Annotated in this window: 22 protein-coding genes; 9 read left to right on the top strand and 13 right to left on the bottom strand. The window is 69.6% G+C overall.

Going from position 1 to position 21588, the window contains the following annotated elements; translation table 11 throughout:
• Window positions 1–7: 7 nt before the first annotated feature.
• The 11 genes from eno to LH62_RS30445 all read right to left on the bottom strand — a co-directional run bounded on the left by eno (window position 8) and on the right by LH62_RS30445 (window position 10716).
• On the bottom strand, window positions 8–1285 hold the full coding sequence (gene eno, locus LH62_RS20170) for a phosphopyruvate hydratase (protein WP_043363817.1): 1278 nt from the start codon (window positions 1283–1285) through the stop codon (window positions 8–10).
• A gap of 86 nt (window positions 1286–1371) precedes the next feature.
• Window positions 1372–1611, bottom strand: a complete 240-nt coding sequence (locus LH62_RS20165; protein WP_043363813.1) for a hypothetical protein — start codon at window positions 1609–1611, stop codon at window positions 1372–1374.
• Complete coding sequence (locus LH62_RS20160; protein WP_043363811.1) at window positions 1608–2540, bottom strand: hypothetical protein; 933 nt, start codon at window positions 2538–2540, stop codon at window positions 1608–1610. Before LH62_RS20160 ends, LH62_RS20165 begins: the two co-directional genes overlap by 4 nt.
• 127 nt (window positions 2541–2667) lie before the next feature.
• Complete coding sequence (locus LH62_RS20155; protein ID WP_043363810.1) at window positions 2668–4308, bottom strand: CTP synthase; 1641 nt, start codon at window positions 4306–4308, stop codon at window positions 2668–2670.
• Window positions 4309–4525: 217 nt separating this feature from the next.
• Window positions 4526–4864: a preprotein translocase subunit SecG gene (gene secG, locus LH62_RS20150; RefSeq protein ID WP_043363808.1), complete on the bottom strand. Its 339-nt coding sequence runs from the start codon at window positions 4862–4864 to the stop codon at window positions 4526–4528.
• Between the two features lie 41 nt (window positions 4865–4905).
• The gene (locus LH62_RS20145; protein WP_236552587.1) at window positions 4906–5880 is read right to left on the bottom strand and encodes a UV damage endonuclease UvsE; all 975 of its coding nucleotides are present in this window, start codon (window positions 5878–5880) and stop codon (window positions 4906–4908) included.
• 154 nt (window positions 5881–6034) lie between these two features.
• Window positions 6035–6967 (bottom strand): calcium-binding protein, encoded by a 933-nt coding sequence (locus LH62_RS20140; protein WP_052214738.1) that lies wholly within the window; start codon window positions 6965–6967, stop codon window positions 6035–6037.
• Between the two features lie 224 nt (window positions 6968–7191).
• Entirely contained in the window at window positions 7192–7605 is a 414-nt protein-coding gene (locus LH62_RS20135; protein WP_043363806.1) for a Rieske (2Fe-2S) protein, read from the bottom strand.
• Window positions 7606–7607: 2 nt separating this feature from the next.
• Entirely contained in the window at window positions 7608–8717 is a 1110-nt protein-coding gene (locus LH62_RS20130) for an amidohydrolase family protein (protein WP_043363805.1), read from the bottom strand.
• Window positions 8714–9790: an amidohydrolase family protein gene (locus LH62_RS20125; protein ID WP_043363804.1), complete on the bottom strand. Its 1077-nt coding sequence runs from the start codon at window positions 9788–9790 to the stop codon at window positions 8714–8716. The genes LH62_RS20130 and LH62_RS20125 overlap by 4 nt, the downstream gene beginning before the upstream one ends.
• 2 nt (window positions 9791–9792) lie before the next feature.
• Window positions 9793–10716, bottom strand: a complete 924-nt coding sequence (locus LH62_RS30445) for a shikimate dehydrogenase (protein WP_160299858.1) — start codon at window positions 10714–10716, stop codon at window positions 9793–9795.
• Here LH62_RS30445 and LH62_RS20115 point away from each other — a divergent pair.
• A complete protein-coding gene (locus tag LH62_RS20115) occupies window positions 10664–11440 on the top strand; it encodes a 3-ketoacyl-ACP reductase (RefSeq protein ID WP_043366254.1) in 777 nt (258 codons plus the stop codon). The two genes, LH62_RS30445 and LH62_RS20115, sit on opposite strands and share 53 nt — an antisense overlap.
• Before the next feature lie 76 nt (window positions 11441–11516).
• On the top strand, window positions 11517–13163 hold the full coding sequence (locus LH62_RS20110; RefSeq protein WP_052214737.1) for a methyl-accepting chemotaxis protein: 1647 nt from the start codon (window positions 11517–11519) through the stop codon (window positions 13161–13163).
• A 2-nt stretch (window positions 13164–13165) separates the two neighbouring features.
• Here the strand turns inward: LH62_RS20110 and LH62_RS20105 are convergent, their stop codons facing one another.
• Window positions 13166–14128, bottom strand: coding sequence for a tripartite tricarboxylate transporter substrate-binding protein (locus LH62_RS20105; protein ID WP_043363802.1), 963 nt, complete (start codon window positions 14126–14128; stop codon window positions 13166–13168).
• 133 nt (window positions 14129–14261) lie between these two features.
• Between LH62_RS20105 and LH62_RS20100 the strand changes: the two genes are divergently transcribed.
• Together LH62_RS20100 and LH62_RS20095 are read left to right on the top strand one after the other, a co-directional pair.
• Window positions 14262–14477, top strand: coding sequence for a DUF2795 domain-containing protein (locus tag LH62_RS20100; protein WP_043363801.1), 216 nt, complete (start codon window positions 14262–14264; stop codon window positions 14475–14477).
• Window positions 14478–14489: 12 nt separating this feature from the next.
• Window positions 14490–15044 (top strand): type 1 glutamine amidotransferase domain-containing protein, encoded by a 555-nt coding sequence (locus tag LH62_RS20095; protein ID WP_043363800.1) that lies wholly within the window; start codon window positions 14490–14492, stop codon window positions 15042–15044.
• A 3-nt stretch (window positions 15045–15047) separates the two neighbouring features.
• Here the strand turns inward: LH62_RS20095 and LH62_RS20090 are convergent, their stop codons facing one another.
• Complete coding sequence (locus LH62_RS20090; RefSeq protein WP_043363799.1) at window positions 15048–15686, bottom strand: MBL fold metallo-hydrolase; 639 nt, start codon at window positions 15684–15686, stop codon at window positions 15048–15050.
• 76 nt (window positions 15687–15762) lie between these two features.
• On the opposite strand from LH62_RS20090, the gene LH62_RS20085 reads away from it, so the two are divergent.
• The 5 genes from LH62_RS20085 (at window position 15763) to urtD (ending at window position 21587) form a co-directional block, all read left to right on the top strand.
• On the top strand, window positions 15763–16689 hold the full coding sequence (locus tag LH62_RS20085; RefSeq protein ID WP_236552586.1) for a DMT family transporter: 927 nt from the start codon (window positions 15763–15765) through the stop codon (window positions 16687–16689).
• Between the two features lie 281 nt (window positions 16690–16970).
• Window positions 16971–18149, top strand: coding sequence for an urea ABC transporter substrate-binding protein (gene urtA / locus LH62_RS20080; RefSeq protein ID WP_052215023.1), 1179 nt, complete (start codon window positions 16971–16973; stop codon window positions 18147–18149).
• Window positions 18150–18202: 53 nt separating this feature from the next.
• On the top strand, window positions 18203–19762 hold the full coding sequence (urtB, locus tag LH62_RS20075) for an urea ABC transporter permease subunit UrtB (RefSeq protein WP_043363797.1): 1560 nt from the start codon (window positions 18203–18205) through the stop codon (window positions 19760–19762).
• Window positions 19759–20853, top strand: a complete 1095-nt coding sequence (urtC, locus tag LH62_RS20070; RefSeq protein ID WP_082012679.1) for an urea ABC transporter permease subunit UrtC — start codon at window positions 19759–19761, stop codon at window positions 20851–20853. Before urtB ends, urtC begins: the two co-directional genes overlap by 4 nt.
• Window positions 20850–21587, top strand: a complete 738-nt coding sequence (gene urtD, locus LH62_RS20065) for an urea ABC transporter ATP-binding protein UrtD (protein WP_043363796.1) — start codon at window positions 20850–20852, stop codon at window positions 21585–21587. Before urtC ends, urtD begins: the two co-directional genes overlap by 4 nt.
• Window position 21588: the final 1 nt, after the last annotated feature.

Raw genomic sequence — 21588 nt, 5'->3', positions numbered from 1 at the left:
GGCGGACCTAGCGCCGGAGGATGGTCCGCCCCGCATAGCGCGCGGCGGTGCCGAGCTGCTGCTCGATGCGGATCAGCTGGTTGTACTTGGCGAGGCGATCCGACCGGCTGAGCGAGCCCGTCTTGATCTGCCCGCAATTGGTGGCGACGGCGAGGTCGGCGATGGTCGCATCCTCGGTCTCGCCCGAACGGTGGCTCATCACCGCCTTGTACCCCGCCCGGTGCGCCATCTCGACCGCCTCGAGCGTCTCCGTCAGCGTGCCGATTTGGTTCACCTTGACCAGGATCGCATTGCCCGTCCCGCTTTCGATGCCCTGCCGCAGCCGCTCCGGGTTGGTGACGAACAAGTCGTCGCCGACCAGCTGCACCTTCCCGCCCAGGGTCTCGGTCAGCAGCTTCCACCCCGCCCAGTCATCCTCGGCCATCCCGTCCTCGATCGAGATGATCGGCCACTTGGCGCAGAGCCCGGCGAGGTAGTCGACCATGCCCTGCTGGTCGAGCGTCTTCCCCTCGCCCTCCATCTTGTAGGCGCCGCCCGCGAAGAACTCGGTCGAGGCGCAGTCGAGCGCGAACATGATGTCCTCGCCGACGCGGTGCCCCGCCGCCTCGCAGGCCTTGGCGATGAAGGAGAGCGCCTCGTCCGCCGAGCCGATATTCGGCGCGAAGCCGCCCTCGTCGCCGACATTGGTGTTGTGGTGCGCGTCGTGCAGCTGCTTCTTCAGCGCCGCGAAGACCTCGGCGCCGATCCGCACCGCATCCGCCATCGTGCCGGCCGCCACCGGCATGATCATGAATTCCTGGATGTCGATCGGGTTATCGGCATGCTTGCCGCCATTGATGATGTTCATCATCGGCACCGGCAAGGTGCGGGCGAAGACGCCGCCCACATATCGATAGAGCGGCTGCCCCAGCTCCTCGGCCGCCGCCTTGGCCACGGCGAGGCTGACGGCCAGGATCGAATTCGCTCCGAGCCGCGCCTTGTTCGGCGTCCCGTCCAGCTCGATCATCGTTTCGTCGATGCGGACCTGCTCGCTCGGGTCCATCCCCGACAGCGCGTCGAAGATCTCGCCCTCGACATGCTCGACGGCCTTCTGCACGCCCTTGCCGCCGTAGCGCGACTTGTCCCCGTCGCGCAGCTCCACCGCTTCATGTGCACCCGTCGAGGCGCCCGACGGCACGATGGCCCGGCCGATGGCGCCGCTCTCCAGCACCACCTCGGCCTCGACCGTGGGGTTGCCGCGGCTGTCGAGGACTTCGCGGGCGATGATGTCGACAATGGCGGACATGGGCGGACCTCCGGCTCTCTCAGCGCGCGGATACCGGCCCCGCCGCCAGGCGGCAAGACCCCAACTTTCCGGGATCGACGGAGCCGTTATTCGCCACCGTCGCCCCCGGCATCGCCATCGCCCCCGCCGCCATCGCCGCCCGGCTGGGCGCCACCCGCGCCGCCGCCATCGCCCGCCTCATCCGGCTCCGAGCGCATCGCCATGGTGACGGCGACGAATGCTGCAATGGTGAGCGGCGCCACCCAGGCCGCCGCCGCCTCCCCAGCCAAGGCACACAGCGCGACGCCGCCGAAGCCAATCCCCGCGAGGACCAGCCCCTTCCTCACCCCCGCCCGGCGCCTTCGGTCAGCGAGGTGAGCCGCTCGACCGCCAGCTCCAGCGCCGCTACCTTGGCCTCCGCATCCGCGCGGTCCGCCGCGAGCGCCGCGTGCGCCTGCTCGATCGCGGTCAGCAACTGGTTGATCGCCTCCAGGTTGCCCTGCGCCGGGTCGTTGTCCCGGCCCTCGGCAACGCTGCGGAAGATGCTGTAGCGCTCGCCAGGCCCGATCCGCCCGTCATTGCGGAGCGCGGCGAGGAAGCGCGCCTGCTGCGCATCGAGCCCCTCGCGCCGCGCACGGATGGCGCCCCGCGTGCCGAGACCCGGCTCCGCCCCGATCACCGCCTGCAGCATGGCGATGACGGCCGCCACATGCGGCTGGCCTTCCTGCACCAGCGCGGCGAGGCTCGGCGATGCCCGCCGCTGCGCCAGCACCGCCGGCATGTCGGCCAGCGCCGCGACCCCGGCCACGCCCGCCGTCCTCACCGGCTCCAGCACCGGCGTGCCGCTTGCCGCCCGCACCGCGTCGAGCCCCTTCGCCACCGCCTCGGCCAGGACGCGACCGTTTCCGGCCGCGGCATCCCGCACCCGCTGGCCGCCCGCAGCGGCCGCAAGCACCTGGGCGTAGTCGCCGAGCGCGGTGAAGGCCGGCTCCAGCACCCGCCCAGCGGCCTCCGACGCTCCGGCCGGCGGCGCGGTGAAGTGCCCAGCCGGCGCCGCTCGCCCGCCGATGGCGAAGGCGATGGCGTTGTCCTCACGCTGAGCCAGGCGCTCGAACCCGTCCATCCGCCCGATCGCCTCGTCCACCGCGTCGTCCGCCTGGTCCAGCGTCTGGGCGAAGCGCAGCGAAGCCGAGGCCGGCGGCTCCGGCCGCTCCCCCATCTGGGCGCAGCCCGCGAGCAGCGGCAGGGCAAGGAGCATCAGGCGAGGCCGGACCATGCGGTTTCCCTCTTTTCGGCTGGTTCGGCGCCGAGTGAGACCCCGGCGCGCGCCCAGGTCAAGCGCAACCGGGACGGCACCATGCGTCGCCCCGGCTTTCCCTGTGATTGCAGGCAGATGGACGCGCCTAGACCAACCTTGCCTGCTTCACCGCCGCCCCGATGAACCCACGGAACAGCGGATGCGGCGCAAACGGCTTCGACAGCAGCTCCGGGTGGAACTGCACCCCGATGAACCACGGATGGTCCGGATACTCGACGATCTCCGGCAGCTCCCCGTCCGGCGACATGCCAGAGAAGCGCAGCCCCGCCTCCTCGAGCTGGTCCTTGTAGTTGACGTTGACCTCGAAGCGATGCCGGTGCCGCTCCTCGATCGTCGCCGCCCCGCCATAGACCTCGCGCACCAGCGACCCGTCGGAGAGCTTCGCCGCATAGGCACCGAGCCGCATCGTCCCGCCGAGGTCGCCCGCGGCATTCCGCCGCTCCAGCGCATTCCCCCGCAGCCATTCGGTCATCAGCCCGACCACCGGATGCTCGCAGGGCCCGAACTCGGTGGACGACGCCCCCTTCAGCCCGACGAGATTGCGCGCCGCCTCGATCACCGCCATCTGCATGCCGAAGCAGATGCCGAAGAAGGGGATCTTCCGTTCGCGCGCAAAGCGCACCGCCTCGATCTTCCCCGGCGTCCCACGCTCGCCGAAGCCGCCCGGCACGAGGATGCCGCTCGCCCCCTCCAGCCGCTTCACCGCCTCCTCGCCGCGCCGCTCGTCGAACACGCCGGAATCGACCCAGTCGAGGTTGACCTTCACGTTGTGCGCGATCCCGCCATGGGTCAGCGCTTCCATCAGCGACTTATAGCTGTCGAGCAGGTTGGTGTACTTGCCGACGACGGCGATCGTCACCTCGCCCTCGGGCTGCTTGATGGAATGGACGATCCGGTCCCAGCGCCGCATGTCGGGCTCGCCATAGGCCGAGAGGCCGAAATGCCGCAGCACCTCCTGGTCCATGCCCTCCGCATGGTACTGGATCGGCACGTCGTAGATCGTGCTCGCATCCAGCGCCGGGATCACGCTCTCCGGCCGCACGTTGCAGAACAGCGCGATCTTCCGCCGCTCGTTCTCGGGGATCGGCCGGTCGCAGCGGCAGAGCAGCACCTGCGGCTGGATCCCGAGGCCCAGCAGCTCCTTCACGCTGTGCTGCGTCGGCTTGGTCTTCAGCTCGCCCGCCGAGGGGATGTAGGGCAGCAAGGTCAGATGGACGAAGAGGCTCCGCGTCGGCCCCAGCTCATTGGCCAGCTGCCGCAGCGCCTCGAGGAAGGGCAGCGACTCGATGTCGCCGACCGTGCCGCCGACCTCGACCAGGATGAAGTCGTAGCCATCCGTCTCGGCCTGGACCACTTCCTTGATCTTGTCGGTGATGTGCGGAATCACCTGGACGGTGCCGCCCAGATAGTCCCCCCGCCGCTCCGCGGCGATGACGTCGGAATAGATCCGTCCCGTCGTCCAGTTGTCGGCCTTGGTCGCATGCACGCCGGTGAAGCGCTCATAGTGACCGAGATCGAGGTCCGTCTCCGCACCGTCATCGGTGACGAAGACCTCCCCATGCTGATAGGGCGACATGGTCCCCGGATCCACGTTCAGATAGGGATCGAGCTTGCGCAGACGGATCTTGTATCCGCGCGCCTGCAACAGGGCACCCAGGGATGCCGCTGCGATGCCCTTGCCGAGGGAGGAAACCACGCCGCCGGTGATGAATACGAACCGCGCCATGGGCGCCCCTCATAACCGGCTCCGGCGCGCTCCGCTACCCGCGATCACATCGGGCCCCAAGGGGTCAGCTATGCGGCGGCGTGCCTTGTAACGCACCGAATCGGATCAAGAGGGGCTCTGCCCCTCCCCAGCCTTCCCCGCCAAAGGCCGAAAGGCCTTTGGAAAGCTTGAGTTCGGTCAGCGAGGAGGCCGTCGCGGTTGCGAAGCGGCCTAGCGACTAGTTGGTCGGCACGCTCGGCGCGGCCGGGGTGGCAGGCACGGCCGGGACAGCCGGCGCGGTCGCGGCCGGCGGCGTCGGCGCCACGTCGAGAATCGACCCCCGCAGCCCCGTCCCCCGCCCGAGCAGCGCCAGGGCCAGCGACAGCACGAAGAAAGCCGTCCCGAGGATTGCCGTCGTCCGCGTCAGCAGGTTGGCCGTCCCCCGCCCGCTCATGAAGGACCCCATCCCCTGCGAGGAGCCGATCCCGAGTCCGCCCCCCTCGCTGCGCTGCAGCAGCACCACCCCGATCAGGGCCAGGGTCACAAAGAGGTGGATGACAAGAAGAACGGTGGCCATGGTCTGCGGCAAGGTCCGGACAGGGAGGTTGGAGGCGCCTTCTACAGGCTCGCCGCGGGCGAAGCCACCCTCCCCTGCATCGCCGCCTCCGCCAGGTCATGGCTGGCAAGGTTCTTTCCCTTCGCCTCCACCTCAAGATCGGTCCAGGCCAGGTGCCCGACCGCCCAGTCATTGATCGCCCGGTTCCACATCCGCTCTGAATGCGCCCTGAGCTCCCGCGCCGGCACCCCCGCTGCCACCAAGCCCCCAAATTCCGGCAGCACGTCGGGGTCGAGCCCTCCCGGCAGCAGCCCCTCCCGCGGCGCGCTCAGATGCCCCATAGGCCGCACCCCCAGCCAGCTCTCCCGCACCACCTCGACCCGCGGATCATCGGGGGCGATATGCTCCCCCTGCGACTGGCACCAGTGATGATGCAGGTCGAGCACGATCGGCAGCGTCTCGGCGAGCGGCAGCAGGTCATCGAGCCCATAGGCGATCTCGTCATTCTCGACGGTCAGCAGCCCCTGCGTCTCCTCCGACAGCAGCGCAAAGCCCCGGCGGAACCCCTCCACCCCCGGCGCCCGCGCCCCGCCATGGATGTTGATATGCGCACCATCCCGGTGCCACCCGCCCGAGAGGCCGAGCATCCCCATCACCTCGGTATGGTAATCGAGTTCCTCGATGCTGTTGGCCAGCGCCCGCGGGTTCTCGGTGGACAGCACGCAATACTGGCCCGGGTGCATGGACAGCCGGACCCCCGCCGCCCTCGCCCGCTCGCCGATCCCGATGAGCCCCCGCTCCACCACCTCCCGCAGCGCCCGCTCCGCATAGCGCGGCCTGGCGACGGGGTGCGTATAGACCGGAAGCACGCTCGAGATGATGCGCAGGCACCGCTCCAAGGGCGGCGCAGCCGCCGCCTCCTCCACCTGCGCCGCCAGCGCCAGCATGTTGCCCTCGACGAGGCCGAGCAGCTTCGCCGTCGCCTCCGCCGGCCCCAGCCGGCTGAGCGCCGCGACCGTCGTATCCCTGAGGTTCATCGAGGCCGCCAGCCGGTCATCTCCCGCCGGCGGCACCCATTTGCAACACCATCCGATTCGCATGAGGGCCGAACGCATCGCGCGCCCGGCCGGTTCGCCTTGCAAAACCAGCCCGAAGTTGCAGCCATGAAACGATCAGTGCCGCTTCGCCCATTCAGCCGAGAAAGACATCATCGGCGCTGAGCCCTTGCACGCCGAGCAGCTCGATCTCCACCGTCACGCCCGGCCTCGGCTGCGGATACTCCGGCGGCGGTAGGTTGAACTGGGTATAGACCTGCACGATCGTCCGGTCGCCCTCGGCCTCGTAGCGCACCTGCATCCGGGGCCCGTCCTCCGGCGTAACCCGGAAAGCCTCGGTGCCGATGAAGATCGGCGGCGGCGTGTCCTGGGGCAGGAAGCCGCTGCGGTAGCCAGCCAGGTCGAGCACATCCTGGTCGGCCTGCCGAAAGTCGGTAACGACATCCCGGTTGCCCAGGCCCACGCCGCTGTCGAGGGTCGTCCCGGCAATGTCCTCGCGGCCGAAGAGGAAGCGGTCGGCGCCGGCCCCGCCGGTCAGGCGGTCGAGGTCGTACCCGCCCTGCAGCGTGTCATCACCGGCGCCGCCGGTAATGGTATCGTTCCCGCCGCCGCCCAGGATGCTGTCGCTCCCGCGACCGCCATGCAGCAGGTCGGCGGCATCATACCGCTCATAGGCCTCGGCGCCCGACGGACTTGGCGGCCCGAAGCCCCAGCCGATGATGGTGTCGTTCCCCGCGCCACCGAAGGCGGTGTCCTCGCCATAGCCGCCGCGGACGAAATCATTGCCGCCGCCGCCGAGGAGCAGGTTGCGGCCCGGCGTACCGCCGGATTCGACCGGGGCAGGCCCGCCGCCCGAGGCATCGCCGACCACCGTGTCGTCACCGGCGCCGCCCGAGACGAGGTCGTCGCCCGCCCCGCCATAGACGCTATCATCGCCGTCGCCGCCGAAGACCGCGTCGCTCCCCGCCAGCCCGTCCAGACTGTCGGCACCGCCAGCCCCCACGAGCAGATCAAGGCCATCCGTGCCCGGCAGGCTGTCGGCACCGGCTCCGCCAAATCGGATACTCATTCGGGTTCCTCCGGAGGCCCATTCTTTTTCATGGGCCTTGCCTATCGGTAACCCGGCGGACAACCGCACCGAACCTGTTTCGCCACCCAGCTTAGCCAGGGCGCCTTCAACTTCCTTTGAAAGGGTCGCGCCGCAAACCCTCAGTCACCGGCTCAAGCCATCGACCTCATGACCGAAACCCATCGCCCACTTCAACCGCTCGAGGGATTTGGGGTGGGACGTCGTCAGGCCTCGACGACGACGTACTCGTCCTCGACCCGCACGGCGAAGGTTTCCGCCACATACGGGCCTTCCACCAGCGCTGCGCCACTCGTCACCTGCGCCGGGAATTGCCGCACCTGTACCCGCTTCGGATCGAACCAGGACTTCCCCGTCCGGATGTCGAACTCCCAGTAGTGCCACGGGCACCGCACCATCTCGCCCCGCCGCGCATAGCGGTAGACGCCCGGCTCCGGACTATCGACATGCCCCGAGACAAGCCCCGCGCAGAGGCTCCCCCCTTGATGCGGGCACCGGTCGCTCAGCGCATAGAACTCGCCGCCGAGGTTGAAGACGACGATCCGCTTCCCCTCCGCTTCCACGAGTTTCTGACCGCCGGCTGGGATCTCCCCCACCGGCGCCACCACGATCCGCGCCATGGTCAGAACCCATACAGCGCCCGCGCATTCCCGCCATAGATCGCCCGCCGCCGCTCGGCCGGGATCACGCCGGGGATCGCCGCGCGGGGGTCGTCGAAATCCCAGTGCGGATAGTCGCTGGCAAACAGGATGCGGTCCCACCCGACCCATTCGCAGATATCGAGGATATGCTGCCCCCGCTCCGGCTCCTCCATCGGCTGGGTCGAGACCCAGATATGCTCGCGGATATACTCCGACGGCGCCCGCTTCAGATGCGGCACCTCGCTCTTCAGGTGCCGCCAGTGCTTGTCGAGCCGCCACCCGACCGAGGGCAGCCAGCCGAACCCGCACTCGATCAGCACCACCTTCAGCCCGGGGAAGCGCTCGAACACCCCCTCCGTGACGAGCGAGATCACCTGGTTCTGGCAGGAGGTCGCATGCTCGCTGACCTCCTCGATATAGAAGGAGGGCCACCCCCCGTTCGTCATCGCCCAGCCGCTGTAGCCGAAGGCATGGAAGGCCACCGGCAGCCCCGCCTCCACCGCCGCCTCGTAGATGGGCCAGTAGCGTGGGTTGCCGGCCGGCTCCGCGGTGCGGCTCATCATCAACACCTGGCAGAAATTCGGGTCGCCCGCCCGCTTGCGGATTTCCGCCGCCGAAGCCTGCGGATCCTCATAGGGCACGACGACGCTGCCCCTCAGTCGCGGCTCGCGCCTGAGCCAGGCCTCGAGCTGCCACTCGTTGACCGCATGGGCCATCGCCGCCGAGAAGCCGTTGTTCCGGTCCCCCTGCCCGCTCGGCTGCAACGGGTTCAGCACGCCGTAGTCGATCCCGTAATTGTCGAGCAGCTGGAAGCGCAGGAAGTCGAGGTCGGAGGCCGGCGTCCCCCCCGTCGGCGGCCAGGCATCGCGCCGGGAGGCCAGCGGCTGCGCCTTCGGGAAGGGCGGTTGCCCCGCCGTGAAGCCATGCCGCGCCCGCATTCCCCAGGTCTGCAGATGCTCCCACCACCTGTCGCTGAGGAACGGCTTGAAGGCCTCGATATTGTCCGCCCTCGGGTGGATATCGACATCGACCAGCCCCTGCGTCGCGGCAGCAGGCTTTCCCGGGGCGGCGATCGGCTGAATCACGTTCATGCCACGACTCCTTCGCTGAGGCGCTGATAGGTGGCGAGCGGGTTGTCCCGCATGAGCTTCGGCCAGAGGCTCTCGGGGATGCCCGCCGGCATGGCGTCATCCCCGTCGAATTGCCAATGCGGCCAGTCCGAGGCCCAGAGCAGCAACGCATCGGAGCGCAGCTGGTCCATCACCCGCTGCACGATGGCGCCATCCTCCGGCGCATCCAGCGGCTGGACGGTCAGCCGCACCTGGTCCCGCACGATCTCGGCCGGCAGCCGATCGACCCAGGGCACCTCGAAGCGCACGCCCTTCCAGGTCTTCTGCAAGCGCCAGAGAAAGCCCGGCAGCCAGGAAACGCCCGATTCCAGCAGCACCACCCGCAGCTCCGGAAACTTGGAGAAGACCCCCTCGGTGATGAGGCTCGCCAGCGTGCTTTGGAAGGCCTGCTGATTGGCCGCATATTCCTCGAGGTAATAGCTGGTCCACCCCACCGAGGTCTGCGGATGCCGATACGCGCTGCCCGCATGGATGCCGAGCGGCAGCCCATGCCGCACGCAGGCCTCGAAGATCGGCCAGTACTGCCTTCGCCCGAGCGGCACCTCCCCCATCGCCAGAGCCAGCACCTGCACGAAGCGCCTGTCCCCCGCCAGCCGCTCGATTTCCCCGACCGCCGCCTCGACGCTCTGCAACGGCAGCACGATCGAGGCCCGCAGCCGGTCGTCCTTGTCGAGCCACTCCGCCCGCGTCCAGTCGTTGAGCGCCCGGGTGAAGGCCGCCGCCATGTCCTCGTTGAAGACCAGCTGCACGCCGTAGAGCGGGTTGAGAATGCCGAGCTCGGTGCCCAGCCGGTCCAGCGACTGCGCCTGAAGCTGCCCGACCGTCGCCGCTCCCCGCCCGTCCGCACCGCGCCAGTCGGCGCGGATGGTCTTCGGCGAGCGCACCGGCCAGGACTGGGTATCGAGCGTGGTGATCCCCCGCTCCACCGCCTGGTCGCGCCAGAACTCATCCATATAGGGCGTGAGCGCCGCCATGCCCGGCACCATCGGATGCAGGTCGCAATCGATCGGGCGGAATTGGCCGTAGTTCGGCACCGTTACCCTCCCAGGCCCACGAACCCCAGATAGGCCGCGGCCAGTCTTGCCTGGCCTTCGAACATCGCGCGGCCTGAAACTGTATCACACCCCGCCACGGCCGCCGCGTCCAGCAGCGGCGTGCGCTCCGGATTGGGAATCACGTCCGCCACCACCTGGCCGGCCGAGAGCCGCCCCGGTTCCACCGCCAGCACATCGCCCGGCCGAAGCCCCAAGGGCGTCGCATTCACGATGAGGTCATATCCCGCCGGATCGGCCAGCCCCGCCGCCACCGCACAATCGGGGAAGGCCTCGCCGGCCGCCTCGGCCAGCGCCCCCGCCCGCCCCGGCGCCGTATCGGAGAGGGCGAGCGAGGCCACCCCCGCCCGCGCCAGGGCGAAGGCGATCGCCCGCCCCGCCCCGCCGCAGCCGACCTGCAGGGCCCGCATTCCCGCCGGCTCATGCCCCGCCGCCCGCAACCCGGCGACGAAGCCCTCGCCGTCGAACATCTCGCCTTCCCAACCGCCATCCACCCGCCGCCGCACCGTATTCACGGCCCCCGTCAGCCGCGCCATCGGCCCCAGCCCATCGAGCAGCGGCACCACCGCCTGCTTGTGCGGCATGGTGAGCACGATCCCGTCGAGGTTTCGAAGCCGCGTGAGCCCGCGCCAGGCCACGGGAAGGTCGCCACCGGCGACCTCCACCGGCAGGAAGACGGCATCCAGCCCCGCCCGCGCGAAGGCCGCGTTCCACCACTCCGGCGAGCGCACCACCCCCACCGGATCGCCGATGATGGCGAAGAGCCGGGCCCGACCGGTGATCGGCATGCTGAACCCCTTCCGCTGTCCATCCGCCTCACGCATCCTCCACCCAAGCATCGTGCAGAGGAAGGCCATGGCGAGCGGGACGAAGCCGGTGGCGCTGGTGACGGGAGCGCGGCGCGGCATGGGGGCGGCAACCTGCATCGCCCTCGCCGGCGCCGGCTACGACATCATCGCCATCGACAAGGAGCTGGAAGGGGCGCGGGAGACCGGCCATGCCGTCGTCGCCGCCGGCGGCGACTTCGACTTCCGCTTCTGCGACCTGGCCGACCCGGCGGCGGTGGCGAAGATCGCCGACCTCGCCTGGGAGATCGGCGGCGGCATCGAGGCGGTGGTGAACAATGCAGGCGTCGGCACGCTGGTCCGCGGCGACCTGCTCGACCTCGCGCCGGAAAGCTGGGACCGGGCGCTGGCGGTCAACACCCGCGCTCCCTTCTTCCTGACCCAGGCCCTGGCCCGGCGCATGGTGGCGGCAGATGCGCCACGGCGCGGGCCGCGCGGCATCGTCTTCGTCACCTCGGCCAACGCCGCCCTCGCCAGCCCCGACCGGGCCGATTACAGCGCGAGCAAGGCCGCGCTCTCCATGGTGGCGCGCTGCTTCGCGCTCCGCCTTGCCGAGGACGGCATCCCCGTCTACGAAGTGCGTCCCGGCGTCATCCGCACGGCGATGACCGAGGCCGTCGCCGAACGCTACACGCAGCGCATCGCCGACGGCCTTGCGCCGATCCGCCGCTGGGGCGAGGCCGGAGACGTGGCGCGGGCCATCACCGGGCTGCTCTCGGGCGCCATCCCCTTCTCCACGGGTGATGCATTCCACGTCGATGGCGGGCTGCATATCGGCCGGCTTTAGGCATTCTTAAGCTTCGCAGCCCTAGGGTTTGCCTTGGCCGCGCTCGGCGGCCGGCAATGCCTCGGGGTCATCCGCCTTGTCCAAGTCCGACCAGTCGCTCCACCAACGCATGCTTGCCTTCCATGTCACGCCTGCTGATCTTGAAGCCCTGGCCGAACTTCGGGGGTTCGCCGCGACGCGCCTGCCGGGGCTGATCCAGGACCGGGCGACGGAGCTATCGGACTGGCCGGAGATCACCGAAGTGCTGCGGCATCCGGCGGTGCATGCGGCCCGCGTGGCCCATTGGCAGCGCCTCGTCGGTGGCCGGCTAGACGAGGACTTCGTCGCCTCGGCCCATCTTCTCGGCCGCGTGCTGCATGAGCACGGGCTGCCCATCTTCGGCGTCTCCTTCTGTGCCGCCTCCGTCATGCAGGCGGTCACGGAGGCGCTCGGCCTGGCGGCGCCCCCGGGGCGCTGGCCGAGCCGCCGCCAGGCCGAGAAGGCGAGATTGCAGGCAAGCCTTTCGCGCGCGGCCTGGCTGCACAGCGAATTGCTGCTCGAAACCTTTACCGAGGCCGCCTTCGAATCGCGCAAGCTCTCGCTCCGTGCCATGGCCGAACGGGTCGAGACGGAGAGCTTCCAGGCGGTCACCAACCTCACCGCCACCATGGGGCGCGTGATCGCCGATGCCGTGGCGATGGCCGACACCGTCGCCGCCCTGGCGGAGGACAGCCAGGCCGTCACCCTCGCCACCGGGGAAGCGCAGCAGAACGTGCAGACCGTGGCCGCGGCGACGGACCAGCTCGGCGCCTCCATCCAGGAGATCGCGCAGCAGATCACCGGCGCCACCGGCGCGACCCGGCGGGCGACCGAGCATGGGAACGAAGGCCGGCGCCGCATCGCCACCCTTGCCGAGGAGGTTGGGCGCATCGGCAATGTCGCGCGGCTGATCGCCGGCATCGCCGGGCAGACCAACCTGCTCGCGCTGAACGCCACGATCGAGGCGGCACGGGCGGGCGAGGCCGGCAAGGGCTTCGCCGTGGTCGCCAATGAGGTGAAGAGCCTCGCCGCGCAGACCGCCAAGGCGACCGAGGAAATCAGCCGCCAAGTACAGGAAGTCTCCAGCGCGACCGACAACGCGGTGACGGTGGTGCGCGAGATGGCCGGTGCCGTCGCCGAAGTCGATCAGGCCGCCGCCGCAATCGCCGCCGCCATGGAGCAGCAGACTGCGGCGACGCGGGAGATCGCCCGCGCCGTCGAGGTCGCCTCGGTTGCGACGGGGTCGGTGAGCCAGCGCATCTCGCTGGTCTCCGGCCGGGCCGATGCGGCGGCGGGGAGCTCGGCCTCCGTGCGTGGTGCGGCGGAGGAGGCGCAGGCGGGAATGGAGCACCTCAACCGCATATTGACCCGCATCGTCCGTGAGGCGGCGCCGGAGGTGGAGCGGCGCGAGCATGAGCGGTTGGCGGTGACCCTGCCGGCGGAAATCCTTGCCGCGCAACCGGGCGCCCCTCCCGTAGGCGTCACGCTGGTGGACCTGTCGCGCGGCGGATGCCGCCTCAGCCCGGGGCCGGCCTCCTTCGCAGCCGGCGCCGCGGTGACGCTGCGCCTGACCGCGGCGAGGCTCGAACTGCCGGCCGAGGTCGTCTCCGGCGAGGGCGCGCCGCGCCTCCGCTTCACCGCCAGGCCGGACCAGCTGGACCAGCTCGAGCGGTTCATGCGGGATCTGCCGCGCAAGGCGGCCTGAGCCTATTCGATCCGGATGTTGGCGAGCTTGGCGACTTCGGCATTCACCGCGATCTCGCGCGGGATGCGCTTGCGGAACTCGGCCGGCCCCTCGCCCTCCACCACGCCGGCCGCTTCCTCGATGCGGGCGATGATCTCCGGGCGGCGCAGCAGCGCCTGCACATCCGCGGCGATCCGGGCGACGAGTGCCTCCGGCATGCCGGCCGGCCCGGCGAAGCTGTACCAGGGCGAGGTGTCGCGGATCTCGATACCCTGCTCCGCCATGGTCGGCACATCGGGAAAGGCGCGGGCGCGGCGCGGGGCGGCAACGGCGATCGGGCGGAGCTTGCCGTCGCGGGCGAGGCCAATGGCACCGGAGAGCGTGGAGAAGGTGATCGGCACGCGGCCGCCGATCACGTCCTGCATCGCCGGCACGGCACCGCGATAGGGCACATGCGTCAGCTCGACCTTCGCCGCGCGCATGAACATCTCCGTGGCGAAGTGGCCCGATGTGGCGACGCCGGACGTGGCCGCGGCCAGCCCCGGCTGCCGCAGGGCCGCCTCGATCACGTCCTGCACCCTGCGATAGGGCTGATCAGCGCCCGTGAAGAGCACCGTCGGCGAGGAATAGATGACGATGATCGGGGTGACGTCGCGCAGCGTGTCGAAGGGCAGCCGGGCGAAGACCGCAGGGTTGCTGGTCAGGTTGCTGGTGCAGAGCAGCAGCGTATAGCCATCGGGCGGTGACTTCGTCAGCGCCTCGACGGCGATGTTCTGCGAGGCGCCGGGACGGTTCTCCACCACCAGGGGCTGGCCCCAAAGCGCCTGCAAGGGCTCCTGCAACAAGCGCGCGGCGAAGTCGGTCGGGCCGCCGGCAGGAAAGCCGACCAGCAGGCGGACCGGCCTGTCCGGCCAGGCCGGCTGGGCGCGGGCCACGGTGGTCAAGGCGGCGCCGGCGGCGGCAAGCACCCCGCGTCGGTGGAGCATGGCGTTTCCCCGTACCTTTCGTTGCCGGGAGCATTCGCCTCGCGGACCGGCCCGTCAAGCAAGCCCGAGTGGGGCAACCCGGTGCGGCGCACCCCGTTCAGCGGGCAAGCCGAACAACGTCAGGAGACACAGCATGACACAAGGCCTTGGCGGTCATTCCCCCGTCGACATCACCCACCACCTGAAGGGCCTGCACTTCCCCGCGCAGAAAGGGGATCTGGTGCAGCAGGCCAAGAAGAACGGGGCCGATCAGGACATCATGAAACTCCTGGGCGCCATGCCCGAGCAGGAATTCGCCAGCATCGCCGAGGTCATGAAGGCGGTAGGCGAGCAGAACCCGGATCGTTGAAAGGAGCCGCGCATGGCGAATGAGTTGAGCGGCCGCAGCGTCGCCGTGCTGGCGACGGATGGCGTCGAACAGGTCGAGCTGACGGAGCCGGTGAAGGCACTGAAGGCGGCCGGCGCCACCGTGCATGTCGTCTCGCCGAAGGAGGGCAGCCTGCAAGGCTGGAACCACCTCGACAAGGCCGATCCGATCCCGGTCGACCAGCCGCTCGATGGGGCGGACCCAGGGCGCTACGACGCGCTGATGCTGCCGGGCGGCGTGGTCAATCCCGACCAGCTCCGGTTGCAGCCGAAGGCGATCGAGTTCATCCGGCACTTCGTCCAAAGCGGCAAGCCGATCGCGGCCATCTGCCATGGGCCCTGGACGCTAATCGATGCCGGCGGCGTCGAGGGGCGGCGGATGACGAGCTGGCCCTCGCTCAAGGTGGACCTCACCAATGCCGGGGCACGCTGGGAGGATGCCGAGGTCGTCACCGACCGCGGCCTCGTCACCTCGCGCAAGCCGGACGACATCCCCGCCTTCATCCGCAAGATGATCGAGGAATTCCGCGAGGGCCGGCACTCCCGCTGAGCGTCAGCTCCTCAGGAAAGGATTGCTGCGCCGTTCCTGGCCGAAGCTCGAGCCAGGGCCATGGCCGCAAAGGAAGGCGATGTCGTCGCCGAGCGGCAACAGCTTCCCATGGATCGCGGCGAGCAGGGCCTCCTGGTCGCCATAGGCGAAGTCGGTACGGCCGACCGAGCCGCGGAACAGCACGTCGCCGACCACGGCGACCCGCAACCTTGTCTGGACGAAGGCGACATGACCGGGCGTATGTCCCGGGCAATGCAGCACGCCGAATTCCTCGCCGCCGATGGCGACCGTATCGCCCTCAACCAGCCATTGGTCAGGCACCAGGTTGCGCGCCTGCATGCCGTATTTCGCCGCCTGCTCCTCCAGCCCCCCCAGCAGAAAGGCGTCGCGCCGGTCGGGGCCGATGACGGGTGGCGCACCGGGCAGCGCCTCCTTCAGCTCCGCCGCGCCGCCCGCGTGGTCCATATGGCCATGGGTCAGCAGGATGCTCTCGACGGTGATCTTTAGCTCGTCGATAGCGGCGAGGATGCGCTCCACCTCCCCGCCCGGATCGATGACGCTGCCGCGCAGACTTTCCTCGTCCCAGAGCAGGGCGCAGTTCTGCTGGAAGGGAGTGACGGGGATGATGGCCGCTTTGAGCATGAGCGGAGCCTAGGCAGCCCAACCCCTGGGGGCAAGCGGGCTGGACGCGGCGGCGCGCGGGCCGCAGCCTCAGCCCATGCCTGACTCGATGCGCGGCGGCGCACTTCCGCCAAGGGCCGTGGGCCTGATGTTGCTGCTCTGCCTCGTCTGGGGGCTGAACCTCGTGGCGATGAAACTCGGCAACCAAGGCATCCCGCCCGTGCTGCAGGCGGGGCTGCGCTCCACCATCGCCGCCTTGCTGCTCGTCGCCTGGTGCCGCTGGCGCGGCATCCACTTCGGCCTTTGGCGCCGCGACGGCACCCTTGTCCCGGGCCTTCTCGCAGGCCTGCTCTTCGCCGTCGAGTTCATCGCCCTCTATGTCGGCGTCGGGCTGACGACGGCCTCGCGCGGCGTCGTCTTCCTCTACGGCGCGCCCTTCTTCGTGGCGCTCGGCGCCCACTGGCTCATCCCCGACGACCGGCTGACGCAGGCCAAGGCCATCGGCCTGCTGGTCGCCTTCGGCGGGCTGGTCCTCGCCTTCTTCGAAGGACTCTTCGCCCCGGCCGGCGAGCGGGCCCTGCTTGGCGACGTGCTCTGCCTGCTGGCCGGCGGGCTTTGGGGCGCGACGACGGTGCTGGTGAAGGCCTCGGCCTTGCGCCGCGCGCCGGCGATGACGGTGCTGCTCTATCAGCTCGCCGTCTCGGCACCGCTTCTGCTGATCGCCTCGCCGCTGATGGGCGAGGCATGGCGCATCGAGCCCCGCCCACTCGTCATCGGCGCCCTGATCTACCAAGGGGCCGTCATCGCGGGCGCCAGCTACGCGCTCTGGTTCTGGCTGGTCTCGCAACACTCCGCCTCGCGGCTGGCCGCCTTCAGCGTGCTGACGCCCATCTTCGGCGTGCTGGCCGGGGCGGTGCTGCTTGGCGAGCCGCTCGGCCACCTGTTCGGCGCCGCGCTGGCCCTGGTGGTGCTCGGCCTCTGGCTGGTGAACCGCCCTGCCCGTCCGGCACCCAGTATGCGATGAAATTCAATCCACCTGCGCATTTTTGAGGCAAATTCGGCTCGCAGGTGAGTGACCCCAGCCTCCTGCTTCTGGCACGCATCTCGCAGTGGCTTGAGCGCAACCCGGCACCCCGCCCCACGGAGTGATGCGGCTGCTCGCCGCCAAGGCTGCACAGGCCCGAGGGAACACAACCCTCAGGATTGAAGGCCAAGGTCTGAACAAGGAAGGAAGAACAGGTGACCTCGACCTCCCCCACCCTCACCCGGCGCGCGGCGCTCGGCGGCTTCGGCGCCGCCCTCGCCATGCCCGCCCTCCGCCCGGCCTTCGGCCAGGGCACGCCCATCAAGGTGGGCGTGCTGCACTCCCTTTCCGGCACCATGGCGATCAGCGAGACCGCGCTGCGCGACACCGTGCTGATGATGGTGGACTGGGTGAACGCCAAGGGCGGCGTGATGGGCCGCAAGGTCGAGGCGGTGGTGGTCGACCCGGCCTCCAATTGGCCGCTCTTCGCCGAAAAGGCGCGCGAGCTGCTGCAGGTCCACAAGGTGGACGTCACTTTCGGCTGTTGGACTTCGGTCTCCCGCAAATCCGTCCTCCCCGTCTTCGAGGAGTTGAACGGCATGCTTTTCTACCCCGTCCAGTACGAGGGCGAGGAGGAGAGCAAGAACATCTTCTACACCGGCGCCGCTCCGAATCAGCAGGCGATCCCCGCCGTCGAGTACCTGATGTCGAAGGATGGCGGCGAGGCGAAGCGCATCGCCCTGCTGGGTACCGATTATGTCTATCCGCGCACCACCAACCGCATCCTGCGCGGCTTCCTGAAGTCGAAGGGCATCGGCGATGCCGACATCATGGAGGAGTACACCCCGTTCGGGCACAGCGACTGGCAGGGCATCGTCGCCCGGGTGAAGCGCTTCGCCTCCGAGGGCAAGAAGACCGCGATCGTCTCCACCATCAACGGCGACGCCAACGTCCCCTTCTACCGCGAGCTCGGCAACCAGGGCATCAAGGCAGAGGACATCCCCTGCGTCGCCTTCAGCGTGGGTGAGGAGGAGCTGGCCGGCATCGACACCAAGCCGCTGGTCGGCCACCTGGCGGCGTGGAACTACTTCATGTCAGTGCAGGGCGCGCCGAACACCGAGTTCAAGCAGCTCTGGCAGAGCTACATCAAGAACCCGAAGCGCGTGACGAACGACCCGATGGAGGCCACCTACACCGGCTTCCGCATGTGGACCCAGGCCGTCGAGCGCGCGAAGTCCACCAAGGTCGACGATGTCCGCGCCGCAATGATCGGCCAGAAGCTGATGGCCCCCTGCGGCTACGAGGAGGAGATGCTGCCCAACCATCACCTCTCGAAGCCCGTCCTCATCGGCGAGGTGCAGGAGGACGGCCAGTTCAACATCGTCTGGAAGACGCCGAACGCGGTGAAGGCCGAGAACTGGTCGCCCTTCATCCCCGAGAACGCGAACCGCCGTCGCTGAGCCTGATGGCGGCGCCGGGTCTCCCTCGGCGCCGCCCCTTCCCGAAAGCACTCATGAAGAACCTTCTCCTGGCCCTGGGCGTGCTGCTCTGGCTGGCGCTGCCGGCCCGGGCGCAGGACGCCTTCACCGCCGCGCTGCCCGGCCTTGCCGGCGGCTTCGGCGACATCGCCACCTCTGTCGAGCAGCTCGGCGCCCTCGGCGACCCGCGCGCCCTGCCCATCCTCCGCGCCCTGCAAGCCGGCCAGTTGCAGAAGCACGCCGATGGCCGCCTCCTCCTGCCCGGCAATACCGACGCCGCCACCGGGCAGCCCGCCGACGCATCCGGCGCCGAGACCGTCCGCCTCAACAACCGCGTCCGTCAGGCGCTCCGCGGCGCCCTCGGCCGCCTGCAACTCGTCTCGCCCGATGCGGCGGAACGCGGCGCCGCCGCCGAGGCCATCTTCCGCAGCCGCAGCGCCGAGGACGTGCCGACGCTCCAGGCCGCCATCGCCCGCGAGACCGATGCCGGCGTCAAGGCGAAGCTCGTCCTGGCGCTGGCCGCCGCCCAGCTCGTCGCTCCCGACGAGGAGGCCAAGCGCGACGCCATCGCCCGCCTCGGCGCCGCCGGCACGGTCGAGGCCCGCGCCCTGCTGATCGAGGCCCGCGCCGCCAACCCCACGCTCGTCACCGCCATCGACATCTCCATTGCCAGCATCGAGCGTTCTCTCTCGATCCGCCGTGCGGCCGAGACGCTGTTCCAGGGCCTCTCCCTCGGCTCCGTGCTGCTGCTCGCCGCGCTCGGCCTCGCGGTCACCTTCGGCGTCATGGGCGTCATCAACATGGCGCATGGCGAGTTCGTCATGCTCGGCGCCTATGCCACCTTCATGGTGCAGGAGGCCTGCCGCGGCATCCCCTGGCTCGCCCCCTGGTCGCTGCCGCTCTCCGTTCCCGCCGCCTTCCTCATCGCCGCCGCCGCGGGCGCAGCGCTGGAGCGCGGGCTGATCCGCCATCTCTACGGCCGGCCGCTCGAGACGCTGCTGATGACCTTCGGCGTCGGCATGATCCTGCAGCAGGCGGTCCGCACTATCTTCGGCGCGCAGAACCGCGAGGTCGCCTCGCCCGCCTGGATGCAGGGCACGCTGATGCTCCCCGGCGGCATCGCGGTGACGCAGAACCGCCTCTGGATCATCGTCTTCGGCATCGCCGTGCTGCTGCTGGTGATCGCGGCCATCCGCTTTACCCGCTTCGGCCTCGAGATGCGCGCCGTCGTGCAGAACCGCCGCATCGCCGCGACGATGGGCATCCGCACCGGCCGCGTTGATGCGCTGACCTTCGCATTCGGCTCCGGCATCGCCGGCATGGCGGGCGTCGCGCTGAGCCAGATCGACAACGTCTCGCCCAATCTCGGCACCGGCTACATCATCGACAGCTTCATGGTCGTCGTCTTTGGCGGCGTCGGCTCGCTCGCCGGCACGCTGGTCGGCGCGCTGACGCTCGGCGTCGTCAACAAGGTGCTGGAGCCCTATGCGGGCGCGGTGCTGGCCAAGGTCTTCGTCCTCGTCGCCATCATGCTGTTCATCCAGCGCAGGCCGCGAGGCCTCTTCGCACTCAAGGGCAGGGCCGCCGAATCATGAGCGCCTCTCTCGCCGCGCCCGCGCCCGGCGGCTTCGGGCGCATGACGCTGCGCCTGGTGCTGATCGGCGCCGTGCTGCTGCTCGCCATGCTGCCGGCGCTGAACCGCCTGCCGGCCGACAGCGCGCTCCATGTCTCGGACTTCATCGTCAGCATCACCGGCAAGTGGATCACCTACGCGATCCTGGCGCTGGCCATCGACCTCGCCTGGGGCTATGCCGGCATCCTCTCGCTCGGCCATGGCGCCTTCTTCGCCCTCGGCGGCTACGCGATCGGCATGCATCTGATGCGGCTGATCGGCCCGCGCGGCGTCTACGGCCACCCGGTGCTGCCCGATTTCATGGTGTTCCTCGGCTACCGGGAGCTGCCCTGGTACTGGCTAGGCTTCGACCACTTCCCCTTCGCCATCCTGATGGCCGTCGCCGTGCCCGGCCTGCTGGCCGGCATCGTCGGCTACCTCGCCTTCCGCAGCCGCATCACCGGCGTCTATCTCTCCATCATCACCCAGGCGCTGACCTATGCGCTGATGCTCGCCTTCTTCCGCAACGACATGGGCTTCGGCGGCAATAACGGCTTCACCGACTTCAAGGAGCTGCTGGGCATGCCGCTGAACACGCCGACGGCCCGCAGCGCGCTGTTCTACGCCTCGCTGCTGCTCCTCCTCGCCGCCCTCTGGCTCTGCTCGTCCATCACCCGCTCGAAGCTCGGCCGCGTCCTCGTCGCCATCCGCGACGCCGAGAGCCGCGTGCGCTTCCTCGGCTACGACGTGACGCAGCACAAGCTCTTCGTCTTCGTCCTTTCGGCGATGATCGCGGGGCTCGCCGGCGCGCTCTACGTCCCCCAGGTCGGCATCATCAACCCCGGCGAGTTCAGCCCCGGCAACAGCATCGAGGCGGTGATCTGGGTCGCGGTCGGCGGTCGCGGCACGCTGGTCGGCGCCCTGCTCGGCGCCTTCTCGGTCAACGCGCTGAAGACCTGGCTGACGACCGTCGCCCCCGACCTCTGGCTCTTCGCCCTCGGCGGATTGTTCGTGGCGGTGACGCTCTTCCTCCCCCGCGGCCTGATCGGCCTCTTCTCCAAGGCGCCGAAATGACCGAGCCCGTCCTCTATCTCGACGGCGTCTCGGTCGTCTTCGACGGCTTCAAGGCCCTCAACAGCCTCTCCCTCATCGTCGATGCCGGCGAGCTGCGCGCCATCATCGGCCCGAACGGCGCCGGCAAGACGACGATGATGGACGTCATCACCGGCAAGACGCGGCCTACCGCCGGCGTCGTCCGCTTCCGCGAGCACGACCTGACGAAGCTCGACGAGGCCACCATCGCCAATCTCGGCATCGGCCGGAAATTCCAGAAGCCGACGATGTTCGACGCGCTGACCGTCTTCGAGAACCTCGAACTCGCGCTCAAGGCCCCGCGCGGCCCCTTCTCCTGCCTCCGTTGGGTGCTGACCGGCGAGGCCCGCCGCCGCATCGAGGCAGTGATGGAGGAAGTCGGCCTCGCATCCCGCGCCCAGGACCGCGCCGCCATCCTCAGCCACGGCCAGCGGCAATGGCTCGAGATCGGCATGCTGCTGATGCAGGATCCGGAGCTGCTGCTGGTCGACGAGCCCGTCGCCGGCATGACCGACCAAGAGACGGAGCATACGGCGGCGCTGCTGGTCCGCATCGCCGGGGAGCGCAGCGTCGTCGTCGTCGAGCACGACCTGGAATTCGTCCGCGCCCTCGGCAGCAAGGTCACGGTGCTCTGCGAGGGCTCGATGCTCTCCGAGGGCAGCATCGACCATGTCCAGAACGACCCGCGGGTCATCGAAGTCTATCTGGGGCGCTGAC

Origin of the sequence: Belnapia sp. F-4-1, assembly GCF_000802185.1 — a bacterium.
Classification (GTDB): Bacteria; Pseudomonadota; Alphaproteobacteria; order Acetobacterales; family Acetobacteraceae; genus Belnapia.
Note: the sequence above shows the minus strand (reverse complement) of the source record. Positions and strands in the feature narration are given on the sequence as shown.

Excerpts from the sequence above, each read along its gene's own strand:
- urtB (WP_043363797.1), top strand. The coding sequence starts at position 18,203 with ATGAAGAACCTTCTCCTGGCCCTGGGCGTGCTGCTCTGGCTGGCGCTG.
- secG (WP_043363808.1), bottom strand. The coding sequence starts at position 4,864 with ATGGCCACCGTTCTTCTTGTCATCCACCTCTTTGTGACCCTGGCCCTG.
- LH62_RS20105 (WP_043363802.1), bottom strand. The coding sequence starts at position 14,128 with ATGCTCCACCGACGCGGGGTGCTTGCCGCCGCCGGCGCCGCCTTGACC.
- LH62_RS20155 (WP_043363810.1), bottom strand. The coding sequence starts at position 4,308 with ATGGCGCGGTTCGTATTCATCACCGGCGGCGTGGTTTCCTCCCTCGGC.
- urtC (WP_082012679.1), top strand. The coding sequence starts at position 19,759 with ATGAGCGCCTCTCTCGCCGCGCCCGCGCCCGGCGGCTTCGGGCGCATG.
- LH62_RS20115 (WP_043366254.1), top strand. The coding sequence starts at position 10,664 with ATGGCGAGCGGGACGAAGCCGGTGGCGCTGGTGACGGGAGCGCGGCGC.
- LH62_RS20090 (WP_043363799.1), bottom strand. The coding sequence starts at position 15,686 with ATGCTCAAAGCGGCCATCATCCCCGTCACTCCCTTCCAGCAGAACTGC.
- LH62_RS20135 (WP_043363806.1), bottom strand. The coding sequence starts at position 7,605 with ATGGCGCGGATCGTGGTGGCGCCGGTGGGGGAGATCCCAGCCGGCGGT.
- LH62_RS20085 (WP_236552586.1), top strand. The coding sequence starts at position 15,763 with ATGCCTGACTCGATGCGCGGCGGCGCACTTCCGCCAAGGGCCGTGGGC.
- eno (WP_043363817.1), bottom strand. The coding sequence starts at position 1,285 with ATGTCCGCCATTGTCGACATCATCGCCCGCGAAGTCCTCGACAGCCGC.
- LH62_RS20130 (WP_043363805.1), bottom strand. The coding sequence starts at position 8,717 with ATGAACGTGATTCAGCCGATCGCCGCCCCGGGAAAGCCTGCTGCCGCG.
- urtA (WP_052215023.1), top strand. The coding sequence starts at position 16,971 with ATGCCCGCCCTCCGCCCGGCCTTCGGCCAGGGCACGCCCATCAAGGTG.
- LH62_RS20160 (WP_043363811.1), bottom strand. The coding sequence starts at position 2,540 with ATGGTCCGGCCTCGCCTGATGCTCCTTGCCCTGCCGCTGCTCGCGGGC.
- LH62_RS20145 (WP_236552587.1), bottom strand. The coding sequence starts at position 5,880 with ATGAACCTCAGGGATACGACGGTCGCGGCGCTCAGCCGGCTGGGGCCG.
- LH62_RS30445 (WP_160299858.1), bottom strand. The coding sequence starts at position 10,716 with ATGCCGCGCCGCGCTCCCGTCACCAGCGCCACCGGCTTCGTCCCGCTC.
- LH62_RS20095 (WP_043363800.1), top strand. The coding sequence starts at position 14,490 with ATGGCGAATGAGTTGAGCGGCCGCAGCGTCGCCGTGCTGGCGACGGAT.
- urtD (WP_043363796.1), top strand. The coding sequence starts at position 20,850 with ATGACCGAGCCCGTCCTCTATCTCGACGGCGTCTCGGTCGTCTTCGAC.
- LH62_RS20140 (WP_052214738.1), bottom strand. The coding sequence starts at position 6,967 with ATGAGTATCCGATTTGGCGGAGCCGGTGCCGACAGCCTGCCGGGCACG.
- LH62_RS20100 (WP_043363801.1), top strand. The coding sequence starts at position 14,262 with ATGACACAAGGCCTTGGCGGTCATTCCCCCGTCGACATCACCCACCAC.